At 58.5% G+C, this 18,430-nt stretch carries 15 protein-coding genes and 1 tRNA gene; 15 read left to right on the top strand and 1 reads right to left on the bottom strand.

The window, feature by feature from the left end; genetic code table 11:
* The 15 genes from ACIF4X_RS12255 to ACIF4X_RS12185 form a co-directional block, all read left to right on the top strand.
* On the top strand, positions 1–484 hold a 484-nt coding region (locus ACIF4X_RS12255; RefSeq protein WP_397482316.1), incomplete at its 5' end, for a sigma-70 family RNA polymerase sigma factor.
* A gap of 126 nt (positions 485–610) precedes the next feature.
* Positions 611–4,357 carry a bifunctional diguanylate cyclase/phosphodiesterase gene (locus tag ACIF4X_RS12250; RefSeq protein WP_397482315.1) on the top strand — a complete coding sequence of 1,249 codons (3,747 nt, stop codon included), beginning with the start codon at positions 611–613 and terminating at the stop codon, positions 4,355–4,357.
* A 15-nt stretch (positions 4,358–4,372) separates the two neighbouring features.
* Positions 4,373–4,449: transfer RNA gene (locus tag ACIF4X_RS12245), tRNA-Ile, on the top strand.
* A 230-nt stretch (positions 4,450–4,679) separates the two neighbouring features.
* Entirely contained in the window at positions 4,680–5,780 is a 1,101-nt protein-coding gene (locus tag ACIF4X_RS12240; RefSeq protein WP_397482314.1) for an acyltransferase family protein, read from the top strand.
* A gap of 108 nt (positions 5,781–5,888) precedes the next feature.
* The gene (locus ACIF4X_RS12235; protein WP_397482313.1) at positions 5,889–6,983 is read left to right on the top strand and encodes a pyridoxal phosphate-dependent aminotransferase; all 1,095 of its coding nucleotides are present in this window, start codon (positions 5,889–5,891) and stop codon (positions 6,981–6,983) included.
* 146 nt (positions 6,984–7,129) lie between these two features.
* Complete coding sequence (locus tag ACIF4X_RS12230) at positions 7,130–7,591, top strand: Lrp/AsnC family transcriptional regulator (protein WP_007910086.1); 462 nt, start codon at positions 7,130–7,132, stop codon at positions 7,589–7,591.
* Positions 7,592–7,814: 223 nt separating this feature from the next.
* Complete coding sequence (locus ACIF4X_RS12225; RefSeq protein WP_397482312.1) at positions 7,815–9,497, top strand: flavin monoamine oxidase family protein; 1,683 nt, start codon at positions 7,815–7,817, stop codon at positions 9,495–9,497.
* 12 nt (positions 9,498–9,509) lie between these two features.
* A complete protein-coding gene (locus tag ACIF4X_RS12220; RefSeq protein WP_397482311.1) occupies positions 9,510–10,304 on the top strand; it encodes a carbon-nitrogen hydrolase family protein in 795 nt (264 codons plus the stop codon).
* A gap of 38 nt (positions 10,305–10,342) precedes the next feature.
* Complete coding sequence (gene pqqF, locus ACIF4X_RS12215; protein ID WP_397482310.1) at positions 10,343–12,757, top strand: pyrroloquinoline quinone biosynthesis protein PqqF; 2,415 nt, start codon at positions 10,343–10,345, stop codon at positions 12,755–12,757.
* A 155-nt stretch (positions 12,758–12,912) separates the two neighbouring features.
* Positions 12,913–12,987, top strand: coding sequence for a pyrroloquinoline quinone precursor peptide PqqA (pqqA, locus tag ACIF4X_RS12210; protein ID WP_003422658.1), 75 nt, complete (start codon positions 12,913–12,915; stop codon positions 12,985–12,987).
* Positions 12,988–13,068: 81 nt separating this feature from the next.
* Positions 13,069–13,980, top strand: coding sequence for a pyrroloquinoline quinone biosynthesis protein PqqB (pqqB, locus tag ACIF4X_RS12205; protein ID WP_397482309.1), 912 nt, complete (start codon positions 13,069–13,071; stop codon positions 13,978–13,980).
* 134 nt (positions 13,981–14,114) lie between these two features.
* Complete coding sequence (gene pqqC / locus ACIF4X_RS12200) at positions 14,115–14,867, top strand: pyrroloquinoline-quinone synthase PqqC (protein ID WP_122599223.1); 753 nt, start codon at positions 14,115–14,117, stop codon at positions 14,865–14,867.
* The gene (pqqD, locus tag ACIF4X_RS12195) at positions 14,864–15,139 is read left to right on the top strand and encodes a pyrroloquinoline quinone biosynthesis peptide chaperone PqqD (protein WP_158953217.1); all 276 of its coding nucleotides are present in this window, start codon (positions 14,864–14,866) and stop codon (positions 15,137–15,139) included. Before pqqC ends, pqqD begins: the two co-directional genes overlap by 4 nt.
* Positions 15,132–16,271 carry a pyrroloquinoline quinone biosynthesis protein PqqE gene (gene pqqE, locus ACIF4X_RS12190; RefSeq protein WP_397482318.1) on the top strand — a complete coding sequence of 380 codons (1,140 nt, stop codon included), beginning with the start codon at positions 15,132–15,134 and terminating at the stop codon, positions 16,269–16,271. Before pqqD ends, pqqE begins: the two co-directional genes overlap by 8 nt.
* The gene (locus ACIF4X_RS12185; protein ID WP_397482308.1) at positions 16,237–18,036 is read left to right on the top strand and encodes a S9 family peptidase; all 1,800 of its coding nucleotides are present in this window, start codon (positions 16,237–16,239) and stop codon (positions 18,034–18,036) included. Before pqqE ends, ACIF4X_RS12185 begins: the two co-directional genes overlap by 35 nt.
* Positions 18,037–18,169: 133 nt before the next feature.
* Here ACIF4X_RS12185 and ACIF4X_RS12180 read toward each other — a convergent pair whose 3' ends face one another.
* Positions 18,170–18,328, bottom strand: coding sequence for a YqaE/Pmp3 family membrane protein (locus ACIF4X_RS12180; RefSeq protein ID WP_003228885.1), 159 nt, complete (start codon positions 18,326–18,328; stop codon positions 18,170–18,172).
* Positions 18,329–18,430 lie beyond the last annotated feature (102 nt).

Below are 18,430 nucleotides of genomic sequence, written 5' to 3'. Positions count from 1 at the left end.
GGTGCACATGATCGAGACGATCAACAACCTCAACCTCATTTCCCGGCAGATGTTGCATGAAATGGGTCGCGAACCGACCCCGGAAGAGCTGGGCGAACGCATGGAAATGCCTGAGGACAAGATCCGCAAGGTATTGAAGATCGCTAAAGAGCCGATCTCCATGGAAACCCCGATCGGTGATGACGAAGACTCCCATCTGGGTGACTTCATCGAAGACTCGACCATGCAGTCGCCAATCGATGTCGCCACTGTTGAGAGCCTCAAAGAAGCGACTCGCGAAGTGCTGTCCGGCCTCACTGCCCGTGAAGCCAAAGTACTGCGCATGCGTTTCGGTATCGACATGAACACCGACCATACACTCGAAGAAGTGGGCAAACAGTTTGACGTAACGCGTGAGCGGATCCGTCAGATCGAAGCCAAGGCGCTGCGCAAGCTGCGCCACCCGACGCGAAGCGAGCATCTGCGCTCCTTCCTCGACGAGTGATACCAGAACCCCCGGCCCAGGCCGGGGGTTTTGTTTATATGGCAGATTAAATTCTTCGCAACGCCCCTCCCCCGCGTACCCCGTCTACACTCGAAACAATCATCCCCGAGCCATAACGAGAGCGTTATGCCCAGATTGGCGTCCGTGCTTTTTTTGCTGTCACTGATGATCTGGACCGCAACGGCTGACGCGCTGACTCTGACCGATGAAGAACGTAGCTGGCTGGCGGCTCACCCGGACTTGCGCCTGGGTGTCGATGCGTCGTGGCCACCCTTCGAGTTTCGCGATGACCAGAACCGTTATCAGGGCTTGGCGGCGGACTATATCGATGTGATTCGCCAACGCCTGGCAATCAAGTTGACCCCCATTGAGCCAGTGAGCTGGACGGTGGTGCTGGAGCAGGTCAAGTCGGGCAAGATCGACCTCCTGCCCGGGATCATGTCCACCCCAGAGCGCCAGACCTACCTGTCGTTCACTCGCCCTTATCTTGATTTTCCGATCGTCATCCTCGCCCATATCGGCGGCGCGCAACCGCGCAAACTCGACGACTTGTACGGTTTGAAGATCGCCGTGGTGGAGAACTACGCGCCCCACGAACTATTACGCACCCACCATCCCGATCTGAATCTGGTGGCCATGCCCAATGTCAGTTCGGCGCTGCAAGCGTTGGCGACCGACGAAGTGGACGCCGTTGTCGGTGACCTCGCGTCCAGCGTCTGGAGCCTGCGCCAGCTCAAGCTCGACGGTCTGTACGTCAGTGGCGAAACCCCATATCGCTACCAACTGGCAATGGCCGTGCCCCGCGACAACAAGGTATTGGTGGGGATTCTCGACAAAGTGCTCGCGGACATGAGTCCTGATGAAATAAGCAGCATTCAGGAGCATTGGGTCGGGAACGTCCTTGATCATCGGACATTCTGGTCAGATCTATTGATCTACGGTTTACCGGGTTTGCTGCTGTTGGTGACGATTCTTGCCGTGGTGATCCGCATCAACCGCCGCCTGAGTTCGGAAATCGCCCGTCGCATAGACCTCGAACAGGAACTGCGCAGCAGCGAGTATCACTATCGCGGCCTGGTCGAGAGCCTGTCGGCCATCGCCTGGGAAGCGCGGATGAGCGACTTCACCTACAGCTATGTCTCGCCCCACGCCGAAGACTTGCTCGGCTATCCACAATCGCACTGGCTGATCCCCGGTTTCTGGCACAACATCATTCACCCGGCCGATCTGACCCGCACACAGAGCTACTGCAAAGAGGCGCTACGCGAGGGTCGCGATCACATCGTCGACTATCGAGTGATCACCGCCGATGGTCGCTGCTTGTGGGTACGCGATATCGTCAGCCTGATCGAACATGGTCACGAGCCGGTGATGCGCGGTTTGATGATCGACATCAGCGAAATCAAGCGCACTGAAGAGGCGCTGCGTCTCTCGGAGCAAAAATTCGCTTCGGTCTTCCAGCAGTGCCCGGACATCCTGGTCATTGCACGGCTGTCCGACGGTTGCCTGCTGGAGGTCAACGAAGCGTTTGAAGAACAGATCGGGCTGAGAGCCGAGGAAGTGCTTGGGCAAACGGCGACCGATTTGAATATCTGGGGAATTTCCGGGGTCGGTCCGGGACTGCTGCAACGTTTGCAGGCGGGCAGTATTCGCAATCTGGAGATGCCTTTTCGCCGCAACAACGGCCAATTGTTCACTGGCCTGATTTCCGCCGAACCCTTCGATCTGGACACCACGCCAGCCCTGGTCGTCGTCGTGCGTGATATCACTCAGCTCAAGGAAACCCAGCAGCAACTGCAAACCTCCGAAGAGAAGTTTGCCAAGGCCTTCCATGCCTCGCCGGATGGTTTGTTGTTGTCACGCCAGAGCGATGGCCTGCTGCTGGAGGTCAACGAAGGTTTCAGCCGTATCACCGGTTTCAATAGCGCCATGTCGGTGGATCGCTCGGCGCTGGATCTGGGCATCTGGGTCAACCTCAACGAGCGCAAACAGATGCTCGACCTGTTGCACCGCGATGGTTTCGTCCGTGACTTCACCTGCCATATCCGTCGCAGTGACGGGCAGATTCGCCTGTGCGAAGTGTCCAGCCGTCCGCTGCCGATTGGCGAAGAAGACTGCATGCTGACCATCGCCCGCGACATCACCGAGCGACATCTGATGCAGGAAAAACTGCAGCAGGCCGCCACCGTGTTCGAAAGCACTGCCGAAGGCGTGCTGATTACCGACACCCAACAACACATCAGCGCGGTCAACCGCGCCTTCACCGAGATCACCGGCTACAGCGAAAGCGAAGCGCTCGGCCATACGCCGCGCCTGCTTGCCTCCGGCTTGCACGACAGCGCGTTCTACGCGGCAATGTGGCACCAGTTGACCGATGAAGGTCACTGGCAAGGCGAGATCTCCAACCGGCGCAAGAACGGCGAGTTGTACCCGAGTTGGCTGACCATCAGTGCCGTTCGCAATCGCGACAAGTTCATTACTCATTTTGTCGCGGTGTTTGCCGACATCTCCAGCCTCAAGCATGCACAAGCCAAACTCGACTATCAGGCGCATCACGACCCACTTACCGGTCTGCCGAACCGCACGCTGTTCGAAAACCGTTTGTTGATGGCGTTGAACAATCAGCAGGAAAACGGCGGTCAGGGCGCCGTGCTGTTTCTCGATCTCGACCGCTTCAAACATATCAACGACAGCCTCGGCCATCCGGTCGGCGACCTGCTGCTCAAGGGCATCGCCGTGCGCCTGAAGGAGCAACTGCGAGACATCGATACCGTGGCGCGTCTGGGCGGCGACGAATTCATCATTCTGTTACCGGGCCTGCAACAGGCCAGCGACGCGGATAACATCGCCATCAAACTGCTCAATTGCTTCGGTGCACCGTTTCAGGCGGGCGAGCATGAGTTTTTCATCAGCGCCAGCATCGGCACCAGTCTCTATCCTCGGGACGGCAACGACGTCGCCACACTGGTGAAAAACGCCGACGCGGCGATGTACCGCTCCAAGGCCAAGGGCCGCAACCGTGTCGAAAGCTATACCCGCGACCTCACTGCCCAGGCCAGCGAGCGCATAGCGCTGGAGCACGAATTGCGCCGAGCCATTGAACGTGACGAACTGTTCCTCTACTACCAACCGAAAATAAGCCTCGATGACCATCGTCTGGTCGGTGCCGAAGCGTTGATCCGTTGGCGTCACCCGACTTTCGGCGAAGTGCCGCCAGAGCACTTCATTCCCTTGGCCGAAGAAAACGGCATGATCCTGCAGATCGGCGATTGGGTGCTGGAGACCGCTTGCCGGCAGATGTTTGAGTGGAACCAGGTCTACGACAGCCTCGGCCCACTGTCGGTGAACCTCGCCGGAGCACAGCTGCGTCAGCCGAATCTGCTCGGACGCATCGAACAACTGCTCAAGGACAACCGCCTCCAGCCGGATTTACTGCAACTGGAAATTACCGAGAATTTCATCATGAGTCAGGCCGAAGAGGCGCTGGCCGTGTTGCACCAGCTCAAACACCTCGGCGTACAACTGGCGATCGATGACTTCGGCACCGGCTATTCTTCGCTCAGTTACCTCAAACGCCTGCCGCTGGACATCCTCAAGATCGACCAGTCGTTCGTCCGCGGACTGCCCGATGACCCCCACGACGCAGCCATTGTCCGCGCCATTATCGCGCTGGGCCGGAGCATGCAATTCACAGTCATCGCCGAAGGTGTGGAAACCCAGGCGCAACAACAATTTCTCGCCGCCGAAGGCTGCGAACAGATCCAGGGCTACATCGTCAGCCTGCCGCTACCACCGGAAGAATTCGCGGCAACGTTTCTTCGTGTAACCGTATCGGATTATTCGGATAGCACAGCCGAGAAACCATCGCTATAATCCGCGACCTACTGAGGGCCTATAGCTCAGTTGGTTAGAGCAGAGGACTCATAATCCTTTGGTCCACGGTTCAAGTCCGTGTGGGCCCACCAAACCTGAAAGCCGCGCAAATGCGCGGCTTTCGCGTTTCTGGCGTACGCGTGGGCCAAATGTCGACGCAACACGGCAACGCTGTATTCAACACCCGCCGTAACGCTGCAGCTTTTTGAATTCAATTGCCGTTTGGCAAATGGCAGTTTCCGCGCTTCGCCCTTGCATCAAAGATGCGTTACTTTCAAACTGCCAGCACAGGATGTCTAGCCAGTTAGAAGGACGAAATTACGTGCATAAACTTTCCTCGCTACAAGCTGCAAGAGGCCTGGCTGCTCTTCTGGTTGTTGCGTTTCATTCCATTTTTATCAATACAAAGTACCTACAGGGTGAGTCGATCATTCCCGAGCTGTTTGTATTCGGACAAACAGGCGTCGACCTGTTCTTCGCACTCAGTGGCTTCGTAATGATCATCGCCTTTCGCAAAAAATTTGGGCTGCGCGGCGAGACATTAAACTTTCTCAAGGGGCGCTTTCTTCGAATCTACCCTACCTACTGGGTTTATTTTCTGGCAGTACTATTGGTCTTCATCATCAGGCCAGAACTGGTAAACAACTCTCAGAGCGGCCATTCGAATATTCTTTCTTCCTTTCTATTACTACCTGAAGCGTCAGCCCCCCTGGTGATGGTTGCGTGGTCACTCACGCATGAAATATGGTTTTACCTGGTCTTCGCCTTAATATTGAAGCTGCCAGTACAATACGTTTCGGCTTCCTTGCTCGTCTGGTTGCTTGCAATTGTCTTCGCGTCTTTTTTCATGACCACGACAGGCGCTCCTTATCTGCGGATTATCACCCACGAATTTTCAATAGAATTCATACTCGGCGCGCTGTCGGGCGTCGCTTATCTGAGGCTTGTGCAACGCGGCCTGAAAACGATAACACCTGCGTTACTTGCAGGAGTGGGGATGACCAGTCTGCTCTACGCTTTTTTCGATAAAACAGTGGGCAATACTGATGTTATTCAGGCGATATCACTGGAACGGGCATTCCTGGTCGGTGGTGGCTACGCGCTATTGTTATTGGCTTGTGCTTTGCAAGAAGGCATAAGCAAAAAACATGCACCCCGCCTGCTAGCATTTGTCGGCGACATTTCCTATTCAATGTACCTGTCACACATCCTCACGCTAAGTGTCTGCGGGCGTATTTGGAGCATGCTCGGTTACTCCAAGGGTGGGCTAGGGAACGCCATACTCTTCTGGACCATCTCCTATGGTGCGGTGATTCTCGTTTCATTCATCAGTTACCAACTTATCGAGCGCCGCGTAATGCAGTTATCTCGTCGGGCAAAAACGTCTTTGCCACGATCACTTGAAAAAACAAGCACTCCCTGAATTGCTTTTCACAGTTCCTCGGCGGTAAATCAACCTTTAACCATTTCGTTACTTCAGTAAAGGGCCACACAGCAGTGGCGCATCTGATGATCCGAAAAGGGAGTTTTCATGGTTGATGTCACTCGACGCTCATTCGTTGGATTTGCCGCGACACTGCCACTGCTGGCGCACAATCCGTGGGCGCAGGCTCAAATTGAAACAGCCTCTGCGGCGGCAACCTCTGACGAGGTGCTGATCAATTTCAACGAAAGCCCTTGGGGCCCCTCGACGGCTGCTCGACAAGCGATGCAGGACGGTATCGATCTGTCGGGGCGTTATCCGTACAAGATCCAGGACCGGCTCAATGCACTGTTTGCCCGCCAGCAAGGCGTACCCGCAGAATTCGTCCAGACCTACTGCGGCTCCAAGCTGGCCCTGCAGCACGCCGTGCATGCCTTCACGCAACAGGGAAGTCTGGTGGTTGCCGCACCGTCCTATGAAGATCCCGTCCAGGCTGCTCGCGGTAGAAATGTCGCTGTCCACGAAGTACCGCTGAACGCCGAGCATGCTCACGACCTGCCGCGCATGCTGGCTGCCGATCATCAGCCGGGGTTGATTTACATCTGCAATCCGAATAATCCGACCGGCACCCTCACTGCCCGCAACGCCATTGAACGCGCGCTGAAGGACAAACCCAAAGGTTCGATTCTGTTGGTGGACGAGGCTTACATCGATTTCTCGCAGGCCATCACCTGCATCCCGCTGGTCAAGGATCACCCCGACCTGCTGGTGCTGCGCACCTTTTCGAAAATCTACGGCATGGCGGGTGCAAGGCTCGGCATCGCGGTGGGCAACCCTGCGCTGTTGGAACAATTGGAAGTATTCGGCAACTACAACGTCCCGGCCGCTTCTTCTTTGCTGGGAGCAATCGCCAGCCTTGAGGACGCTCCGCTGCTGGCGCAAAGAAAACAGAACAACACGCGTCTGCGAGAGGAAACCATCGCCTGGCTGAGTGCGCGAGGCTTTCGTTGCACAGCGTCCCAGGCCAATTGCTTCATGATTGATGTCAGACGCCCTGCGGTTGCCGTGGTAAAGGCCTTGGCCGAGCGCCACATTCATGTGGGTCGCGTATGGAAAGAATGGCCGACCTGGGTTCGAGTGAGTGTCGGGACGGACGATGACATGCGCCGATTCCGGGAGGCATTTGCCAAGGTACTGGCGTAAGCAACACGGGCTCGAATCACCGGTCAGGTTTCAGCGGAACAATAGCGTCGACCTGCGGATGAAAACCCGATCATCGCCTGCAAGCGTCCCTGCAATTGAGCCTGTAACATGCGCCAACCACCGACCCGCGCCAATGGAGCCGCCCCTTGCCAGACATCCGCCCGCCCGTGCTTGATGAAATCGATCGTCAGTTGATCGCTGCCCTGCAGATCAATGCTCGTGAGAGCGTGGCCATGCTTGCCCGGCAATTGGGCATTGCGCGCACCACCGTGACGTCGCGTCTGGCACGGCTGGAAAAGGCTAAAGTGATCACCGGTTATGGTGTGCGCCTGGGTCAGCGGGTGGTCGATGGCGGCTTGCAGGCGTATGTAGGGATCAAGGTGCAGCCGCGTTCCGGCAAAGAGGTGTTGCGCCGATTGAGTGCGATGGCGCAGGTGCAGCAGCTGTGTGCAGTCAGTGGTGAGTTTGATTATGTGGCGTGGTTGCGTACGGATTCGCCGGAGCAACTGGATCAGTTGCTCGATCAGATTGGCAGCGTGGACGGGGTGGAGAAGACCACGACTTCGATCATTTTGAGTAGCAAGATTGATCGGGGGCAGCCGGTCTAAGGTTTTTATCGGGCTTCTCGGGTGGATTTCAGGGCCTCTTCGCGAGCAGGCTCGCTCGCACATTTTGGTCGGTATGAAGTCTCCAATCGTCATATTGATCGTTAATCTGGCAAAACGACGACACTTTGCGTCTTATTAACGTGTTCTACGCTCCCTAGAATGGCTGGCATCTTTTCCTATACTCAGACGCGCATCCCGCGTCGGGTCGCCAGCAAGGTCAGCCATGAACAAGAACAATCGCCATCCTGCAGACGGTAAGAAACCCGTCACCATTTTCGGCCCGGACTTTCCGTTCGCGTTCGACGACTGGATCGAACACCCGGCCGGCCTCGGCAGTATTCCTGAACATAATCACGGCGCCGAAGTGGCAATCGTGGGGGCAGGTATTGCCGGTCTGGTCGCCGCTTACGAGTTGATGAAACTTGGCCTCAAGCCCGTAGTTTACGAGGCGTCGAAACTGGGTGGCCGTCTGCGCTCGCAGGCTTTCAACGGCACGGACGGTATCGTCGCTGAACTCGGCGGCATGCGTTTCCCGGTGTCTTCCACCGCGTTCTATCACTACGTCGACAAGCTCGGTCTTGAGACCAAACCCTTCCCGAACCCGCTGACACCGGCCTCTGGCAGCACCGTGATCGACCTCGAGGGTAAAACCCATTACGCACAGAAACTGGCGGATCTGCCTGCGCTGTTTCAGGAAGTGGCTGACGCCTGGGCGGATGCGCTGGAAGCGGGTTCGCAGTTCGCCGACATCCAGCAGGCCATTCGCGATCGCGATGTGCCGCGCCTGAAAGAGCTGTGGAACACGCTTGTGCCGTTGTGGGACGACCGCACCTTCTACGACTTCGTCGCCACCTCCGAAGCCTTCGCCAAACTGTCGTTCCATCACCGCGAAGTGTTCGGTCAGGTCGGTTTCGGCACCGGCGGCTGGGACTCGGACTTCCCCAACTCGATGCTGGAAATCTTCCGTGTGGTGATGACCAACTGCGACGACCATCAGCACCTGGTGATCGGCGGCGTCGAACAAGTACCGCAGGGCATCTGGCGGCATGTGCCGGAGCGCTGCGTGCACTGGCCCGAAGGCACCAGCCTGAAATCCCTGCACCGTGGTGCGCCGCGCTCCGGGGTAAAGAAAATTGCCCATGCGGCGGATGGCCGTTTCGCCGTCACCGACAACAACGGCGACACCCGCGAATACGCCGCCGTGCTGACCACTTGCCAGAGCTGGCTGCTGACCACCCAGATCGAATGCGACGAAACCCTGTTCTCGCAGAAGATGTGGATGGCGCTCGACCGCACGCGCTACATGCAGTCGTCGAAGACGTTTGTGATGGTCGACCGCCCATTCTGGAAGGACAAAGACCCGGAAACCGGCCGCGACCTGATGAGCATGACCCTCACCGATCGCCTGACCCGTGGCACTTATTTGTTCGATAACGGCGACGACAAACCCGGCGTGATCTGCCTGTCGTATTCGTGGATGAGCGACGCGCTGAAGATGCTCCCGCACCCGGTGGAAAAACGCGTCGAACTGGCGTTGAACGCGTTGAAAAAAATCTACCCGAAAGTCGACATCGCTGCACGGATCATCGGCGATCCGATCACCGTGTCGTGGGAAGCCGATCCGCATTTCCTCGGTGCCTTCAAAGGTGCCCTGCCCGGCCACTATCGCTACAACCAACGCATGTACGCGCACTTCATGCAGGACGAGATGCCGGCCGAACAGCGCGGGATTTTCATCGCTGGCGACGACGTGTCGTGGACACCGGCGTGGGTGGAAGGCGCGGTGCAGACTTCGCTCAACGCAGTGTGGGGCATCATGAAACATTTCGGAGGGTCGACACATAAAGCGAACCCGGGCCCCGGTGATGTGTTCAAAGACATCGGCCCTATCGCCCTGCCCGAGTAAGAGGAATCCCTGATGCGTGTAGCCCTTTACCAATGTCCACCGCTGCCACTGGAGCCCGCCGCCAACCTGCAACGCCTGCATCAGCTGGCGATGGAGGCCAAGGGCGCCGACCTGCTGGTGCTGCCGGAGATGTTCATGACCGGCTACAACATTGGCGCCGAAGCGGTCAGTACCTTGGCCGAGGTCTACAACGGCGAATGGGCGCAGCAGATCGGCCGGATCGCCAAGGCTGCCGGTTTGGCTATTGCGTATGGTTATCCCGAGCGCACCGCCGACGGGCAGATTTACAACGCCGTGCAGTTGATCGATTCAAACGGTGAGCGCCTGTGCAATTACCGCAAGACGCATCTGTTCGGTGATCTGGATCGTTCGATGTTCAGTCCGGGCGATGATGATTTCCCAATCGTCGAACTCAACGGCTGGAAGCTCGGTTTCCTGATCTGCTACGACCTCGAGTTTCCGGAAAACACCCGGCGTCTGGCGCTTGCCGGCGCTGAGCTGATTCTGGTGCCGACGGCGAACATGATTCCGTTCGATTTCGTTGCTGACGTCACCGTGCGTTCGCGCGCCTTCGAGAACCAGTGCTATGTGGCCTACGCCAACTATTGCGGCAGCGAAGGCGAGATACACTACTGCGGGCAAAGCAGCCTCGCCGCACCGGATGGCAGCCGCATCGCTCAGGCCGGACTCGACGAAGCATTGATCATCGGAGAACTGGATCGACAGTTAATGATCGAATCGCGCGCTGCCAATCGCTACCTCAGCGACCGTCGCCCCGAACTTTACGGCGCGCTCAACCAGCGCTAATCCGCTAGCATTGGCACTTCACTGTTATGGAAGTGCCCATGCCTGCGCCGACTCACCCCCGCCCCCACACTGAAACCCTGGCCAACGGCTTGCGTGTGACCCTGCGTCATGTGCCCGGCCTGAAGCGCAGCGCCGCTGTCTTGCGGGTATCTGCCGGTAGCCATGACGTGCCATTGGCGTGGCCGGGGCTGGCGCATTTTCTCGAGCATTTGCTGTTTCTCGGCACCGAGCGTTTTCCTACGAGCGAAGGGCTGATGGCCTACGTGCAGGATCACGGTGGCCAGGTGAATGCCAGTACGCGCGAACGCACCACTGACTTTTTCTTTGAGCTGCCGACGCAATCGTTCAGCGGTGGGCTGGAGCGTCTGTCAGACATGCTCGCCAAGCCGCGTATGAATCCGGACGATCAGTTGCGGGAACGGGAAGTGTTGCAGGCGGAATTTGTCGCGTGGTCGCAGGATCCTGCGGCGCAACGGCAGTTTGCTATGTACGAAGGATTACCGGCAGCGCATCCATTGCGCGGGTTTCATGCGGGGAATCGTGACAGCCTGCAAGTCCAACAGCCTGCGTTTCAACAGGCCTTGAAGGACTTCCACCAGCAGTTTTATCAGACTGGGCAGATGGCCCTGAGCCTGGTCGGGCCGCAGACGCTTGAGGAACTAAAAGCGCTGGCTGAGCAGTTTGCGGCGGCTTTACCGGTTGGGGATAACGTTGCGCAGGCAGCGCCTCTTCCGCTGGCGGTGAAAAGTTATCAACAGGTCGATGAACAGAGCGGCAATCTGTTGTTTGCCTTTGATGCATTGCCTGAGTCGTCTGTCGAAGCTTTGGCGTTTCTTTGCCATTACCTGAACAGCACCAAACCCGGCGGATTGCTGGCGTACTTGCAGCAGCAGAATCTGGCGGATGGATTGAGCGCCGCGCCGGTTTATCAGTTTGCCGGCCAAGCGTTGTTGCATCTGCAATTCACTGCACCGCCCGGATCGTTAAACACCATTCATGAACAACTGCTCGATTGGCTGAGTTTCTTTGCTTGGCAGGATTGGGCACCACTGCGCGAGGAATACGCGGCTCTGCTTCAACGTCAGCAGCAAGTCAGTGGCGCGCTGCAACGGGCGCGTATCGACAGTGAGCAAATGGAAACCGGTCTGTCAGGCTTTGGTATTGAAGCCCTTACACAGATCCTCCGCGAAATCGGCACTGTGGATAACTTCAGCGAGCACTGGCACCTGCCTGCTGCCAACCCCTTCCTGCGATCAAGCGAACCGCTGGCCAACGCCGGGCTGATTCGCGGCCAGACCAGCGCTCATCGGGGTCTGCGCACATTCGCTCAGGATCGCTCCCGTGGCCGACGCGAACGTTCGCCGATGCAATTTAGCCAAGCGTTGCCGGACAGCGGCGATGAAGGCGCGATCTATCTGCGTTGGCAGGTGGAATCCGCCGCCAGCATTGATCTGCAGAGCATGCTGCAACGCAGTCTTCAACAAACTGGGCAAGACGCGCGTGAGGCTGGGGTCGATTTGTCTTTCAGCACCACCGGCAATCAATGGCTGTTGAAGCTCACCGGCCTGCAGGAGCCAATGCCCAGCGTCCTCGAGCACGCGCTGAAATGTCTGACGCAAATTGACGCGGATTCACCGCGCAGCGAGCCGGAAACGCCGCTGATCGCCATCCGCCAATTGCTCAAAGCGCTACCAGAACATGTTCTGCAACCCGCCGATACAGGCGACGACGCCAAACACCCGTGGACAACTTCGCACTGGGACGGCCTCGCTCTGGGGCTGAATCAACAGACGCAAGCTGCCATGGGTCTGGCCCTGAGCCGTATTCCAGGGATCCCGGACAATCAGTTGCCCGCGCCGACGGCGATCACCGCGCAAAAACAGTGGCGCCACATCGACACTGCCTCCAGCGAACAGGCCTTGCTGCTGTTTTGCCCAATCGCCAGCAGCGACATTACCGACGAAGCGGCATGGCGAATGCTCGCGCATCTGTGCCAGACACCGTTCTATCAACGTTTGCGGGTCGAGTTGCAATTGGGCTACGCCGTGTTCAGCGCATTGCGTCAGATACAGGGGCAAACCGCTCTCCTGTTCGGTGTGCAATCACCAAGTGCCAAACCTGCGGAGTTACTTGAGCACATCCAGCAGTTTCTCAACAGCATCCCGGCCCTGATCGAACAGCTGGATGACGCCAGCCTCAGCCAGCAACGGCAAAACCTCGCTGATCAATTCGATGACACCAATCTTTCCAGCAAAGACGCCGCCGAACTGCTCTGGCAGGCCAGACTCGCGGGCCACTCGTCGGATTATCTTGAGCAGTTGATTGCGACCATGCGAACACTGGATCGCCCGGCGTTGCTCAGCGCGGCACAACGCTTGATCTGCGCCGAGGGCGGCTGGCTCTGCCTCGCCAGCGATTCAGCCGCCGAAAGCGCGTGGCAAACGACAAATTGATCATTACCGAGGCTGCAAGGAGCTTTCTCAAAGATTCACGGGCAATCGCGGTGAAATTTTGAGTAACATAGCAGCCTAACTATTTGGAACATCTTTGCGCTGCCGTGGACTATACCTATGGACAGCGCTATCCCACCAACCTGAAGGAGACACCCATGTCCTGGACAAAACCTGCTTACACCGACCTGCGTATCGGCTTCGAAGTCACCATGTACTTCGCCAGCCGCTGAGTTCTGCTTACGTAGAATTGCAGTGCAACGCCTCGGCTCGCCGGGGCGTTTTATTTTCCGCGTTGAAATGATGGAGTGTTCATGTTCGTCCAGATTCTGGGTTCGGCCGCTGGCGGCGGTTTTCCGCAGTGGAACTGCAACTGCGTCAACTGCGCAGGTTTTCGCGACGGCAGACTGAATGCCAAGGCCCGCACCCAATCGTCCATCGTGATTTCCGATGACGGCGTGAACTGGGTGCTGTGCAACGCCTCGCCGGACATCCGCGCGCAGCTGCAAAGCTTCGCCCCGATGCAACCGGGCCGTGCCCTGCGTGACACCGGCATCAGCGCGATCATCCTGATGGACAGCCAGATCGACCACACCACCGGCCTGCTCAGCCTGCGCGAAGGCTGCCCGCATCAGGTCTGGTGCACGGACATGGTTCACGAAGACCTGAGCACCGGTTTTCCATTGTTCAAGATGCTTACCCACTGGAATGGCGGGCTGAACTGGAACCGCATCGAACTCGACCAGAGTTTCACCGTGGCTGCGTGCCCGAACCTGCGCTTCACCCCGCTGCCATTGCGCAGCGCCGCGCCGCCGTACTCGCCGCACCGCTTCGATCCGCATCCGGGCGACAACATCGGTTTGATCGTCGAAGACCTGAACACTGGCGGCAAGCTGTTCTATGCGCCGGGTCTGGGCAAGGTCGATGCGCCGTTGCTGGAGATCATGGCCGGCAGCGATTGCCTGCTGGTCGATGGCACGATGTGGGATGACGATGAGATGCAGCGTCGTGGCGTCGGCACCCGCACCGGTCGCGAGATGGGCCATCTGGCGCAGAACGGCCCTGGCGGCATGCTGGAAGTGCTGGAGCAACTGCCTGATCAGCGCAAGGTGCTTATCCACATCAACAACACCAATCCGATTCTCGATGAAGATTCGCCGGAGCGTGCGGAGTTGGCGCGACGCAATGTTGAAGTGGCGTTCGATGGCATGAGTATTGTGCTGTAGCGGATGGCCCCATCGCTGGCAAGCCAGCTCCCACAAGGTTCTGTGGCGTACACAAAACCTGTGGGAGCTGGCTTGCCAGCGATGACGTCCTGACAGACACCACAGAATCCAACGGTTGTTCCCGGAGAACAGACATGACTGACACGCCAATGTCCCCCACCGAATTCGAAGCGGCCCTGCGCGCCAAAGGCGCCTTCTACCACATCTACCACCCGTATCACGTGGCGATGTATGAAGGCCGCGCCACTCGCGAGCAGATTCAGGGCTGGGTCGCCAACCGCTTCTATTATCAGGTGAACATCCCCCTGAAAGACGCGGCCATCCTCGCCAACTGCCCCGATCGGGAAATCCGCCGCGAGTGGATTCAACGTCTGCTCGACCACGACGGCGCCCCCGGTGAAGACGGCGGCATCGAAGCCTGGCTGCGACTCGGCCAAGCGGTCGGTCTCGACCCGGATCAACTCCGCTCCCAGGAACTGGTGCTTCCCGGCGTACGTTTCGCCGTCGATGCCTACGTCAACTTCGCCCGCCGCGCCAGTTGGCAGGAAGCCGCCAGCAGCTCGCTGACTGAACTGTTCGCGCCGCAGATCCACCAATCGCGCCTCGACAGCTGGCCGCAGCATTACCCGTGGATCGACCCGGCCGGTTACGAATACTTCCGCACCCGCCTCGGTCAGGCACGGCGCGATGTCGAGCACGGTCTGGCGATCACGCTGGAGCACTACAAGACCCGCGAAGGTCAGGAGCGCATGCTGGAAATTCTCCAGTTCAAACTGGACATTCTTTGGAGCATGCTCGATGCCATGAGCATGGCCTACGAACTGAACCGCCCGCCGTACCACAGCGTCACCGAACAACGCGTCTGGCATAAAGGAATCACCTTATGAGTTTCGACCGCAGCAAAGTCCCGACCTGGCGTCCCGGCTACCGCTTCCAGTACGAGCCGGCGCAGAAAGGCCACGTGCTGCTTTACCCGGAAGGCATGATCAAGCTCAACGAAACGGCGGCGCTGATCGGCGGTTTGATTGACGGCGAGCGCGATGTCGCGGCGATCATCGCCCAACTCGATGAGCAGTTCCCCGGCGTGCCCGAACTCGGTGACGACATCGAGCAATTCATGGAGGTTGCCCGTGCGCAGCACTGGATCGAACTTGCCTGATCTGCCGCCCAAGCCTGAAATCGGCCTGCCGCTGTGGTTGCTCGCCGAGCTGACCTACCGCTGCCCGCTGCAATGCCCGTACTGCTCCAATCCGCTGGATTTCGCCGAGCAGGGCAAAGAACTGAGCACCGAGCAGTGGATCAAGGTCTTCCGCGAAGCGCGGGAGATGGGCGCGGCGCAACTGGGCTTTTCCGGCGGCGAGCCGCTGGTGCGTCAGGATCTCGCCGAGCTGATTCATGAAGCGCGGCAGTTGGGTTTCTACACCAACCTGATCACCTCCGGCATCGGCCTGACCGAGCAGAAAATCAGCGACTTCAAGAAGGCTGGCCTCGATCACATCCAGATCAGTTTCCAGGCCAGCGATGAGCAAGTGAACAACCTGCTCGCTGGCTCGAAAAAGGCTTTCGCGCAGAAGTTGGAAATGGCTCGCGCAGTGAAGGCACACGGCTATCCGATGGTGCTGAACTTCGTCACCCATCGGCACAACATCGACAAGATCGACCGCATCATCGAGCTGTGCATTGCGCTGGAAGCCGACTTCGTCGAGCTCGCCACTTGCCAGTTCTACGGTTGGGCGCAGCTCAATCGTGTCGGCCTGTTGCCGACCAAGGAACAACTGGTGCGCGCCGAACGCATCACTAACGAATATCGGGCGAAACTGGAAGCCGAAGGGCATCCGTGCAAGCTGATTTTCGTCACCCCGGATTACTACGAAGAACGCCCGAAAGCCTGCATGAACGGCTGGGGCAGTATCTTTCTGACGGTCACGCCGGACGGCACCGCCCTGCCCTGCCATGGCGCCCGACAGCTGCCGGTGCAATTTCCCAATGTGCGCGATCACAGCATGCAGCACATCTGGTACGACTCGTTCGGCTTCAACCGCTTTCGCGGTTACGACTGGATGCCCGAACCGTGCCGCTCCTGCGACGAGAAAGAAAAAGACTTCGGTGGCTGCCGCTGCCAGGCGTTCATGCTCACCGGCGATGCGAGCAACGCCGACCCTGTGTGCAGCAAGTCCGAACATCACGGCGTGATCCTCAAGGCCCGCGAAGAAGCCGAGACCGCCACCCAAACCATTGAACAACTGGCCTTCCGCAATGAACGAAACTCGCGCCTCATCGCCAAGGGCTGAGCCTTTCAGCGCCTCGCAAGCCGTCGCTGCCGGCATGGACTTCGCCGAGCTGCAACTCGGTGCCAACGGTTTGTTCTGGAATGAATATCGCCCGGAAGATGCCGCGTGCCGGATCTGGCATTGGCGCGATGGCGTGGCGAAATGTCTGACGCCGAATGGCTTCAGTGTGCGCAGTCGGGTGTACGAATATGGTGGTGGCGCGTTTTGTCTGACGCCGGACGGGGTGGTTTTCGTCGCGGAGGCCGATCAGCAGTTGTATCGACAGGCCTTGGATGGCGAACCTGAGGCGCTGACATCGGGCGAGTGTCGTTATGGTGATCTGCATTTTGCGTTCGGCCAAGTGCTGGCGGTTGAAGAACAGCAAGATCAGCATCGGCTGGTGGCGATTGATCTGGCGGACGGCACGCGGCATCTGTTGGCTGAGGGCGCGGACTTTTACGCTGCGCCCACCCTCAGCCCGGATGGCCAGCGTTTGGCCTGGATCGAGTGGAGCCGACCGCATCAACCGTGGACATCGACCCGATTGATGGTCGCTGACGGTGATTTTTCTGCGCCCCGTTGTGTGGCTGGCGCCGAGATTGAAGAATCCATTCAACAACCGCGATTCGATGCCGAAGGTCGGCTGTTTTGCCTGACTGACCGCGGTGGCTTTTGGCAGCCTTGGGTTGAGACTAGCGACGGTTTGCAACCATTGCCCGCTGCGCTGGCCGATCATGCACCGGCGCCTTGGCAACTCGGCGGGTGCACCTGGTTGCCTGTGGAGGATTCGTTTTTAGCCAGTTGGAGCGAAGGTGGTTTCGGACGCCTGACGCTTGGCGATGAAGATTTCACTGGCGACTACAGCCGCTTCCGGCATTTGGCGCTGGATGAGCAAAATATCTACTGCATCGCCGCCTCGCCGATCAGCCCTTCGGCGGTCATCGCCATTGATCGAACCAGCCGCGAAGTGAAAGTGCTGGCCGGTGGCGTGGCCCCGTTGCCCGCTGAGCGTATCAGCCGTCCGCAAACGCTTTGTTACCCGAGCGGTTCGGGCGAGGCTCATGGGTTCTTTTATCCAGCCATGAGCGGTGAGACGAAACCGCCGCTGGTGGTGTTCATCCACGGCGGCCCGACGTCAGCCTGCTACCCGATGCTAGACCCACGCATTCAGTACTGGACGCAACGCGGCTTCGCCGTCGCCGATCTCAACTATCGCGGCAGCAGCGGTTATGGCAGGGAATACCGCCAGGCTTTGCATTTGAGCTGGGGTGAGGTGGATGTCGAGGATGCTTGCGCGGTTGTGAGCTATCTCGCCGAGCAGGGTTTGATCGACGGTGAACGCGCATTCATTCGTGGCGGCAGCGCGGGCGGCTATACCACGCTGTGTGCCTTGGCGTTCCAGCAAGTCTTTCGCGCCGGCGCCAGTCTCTACGGCGTCAGCGACCCGGTGGCGTTGGCTCGGGCGACGCACAAGTTCGAAGGGGATTATCTGGACTGGCTGATCGGCGATCCCGAAAAAGACGCCGAACGTTATGCCGCCCGCACGCCGTTACTGCACGCGAGCAACATCCGCGTACCGGTGATTTTCTTTCAAGGCGAGCTGGACGCCGTTGTCGTACCGCAACAGACCCGCGATATGGTCGCGGCGTTGGAGCAGAACGGCATCCCGGTCGAAGCTCACTACTACCCCGAAGAACGTCACGGCTTCCGCCGTGCGGCCAATCAGGCGCATGCGTTGGAGCAGGAGTGGGCGTTTTATCGGCGGGTGATGGGATTGGCGGACTGATCACCGCGCCCCATTCAAAATCGAGTTGCCCCATTCGCGAGCAGGCTCGCTCCCACATTGGATCTGCGTTGTTCACAAATCCCCTGTGGGAGCGAGCCTGCTCGCGAAAGCTATCTACTTGGCGCCGCAGAACTCAGCGCTTGGCGATGATATACACCGCATGCACGATCCCCGGAATATACCCGCACAACGTCAGCAGAATGTTCAGCCAGAACGCCCCGCCAAACCCGACCTGCAGAAACACGCCCAGTGGTGGCAACAGAATAGCGATGATGATGCGAATGAAATCCATGGGGCAGCTCCTGTATGGGGGTTGGCTCACTTGAGCCATACCAGCTAATCGACCCGCGCCGTTCGTCAGGGTTCAGTGCAACTGCCATTTGATCGCCATCAC

Source organism: Pseudomonas sp. NPDC085632, assembly GCF_044541255.1.
GTDB lineage: Bacteria > Pseudomonadota > Gammaproteobacteria > Pseudomonadales > Pseudomonadaceae > Aquipseudomonas.
The sequence above is the reverse complement of the archived record's forward strand: the minus strand, read 5'-3'. Positions and strand labels throughout refer to the sequence as shown.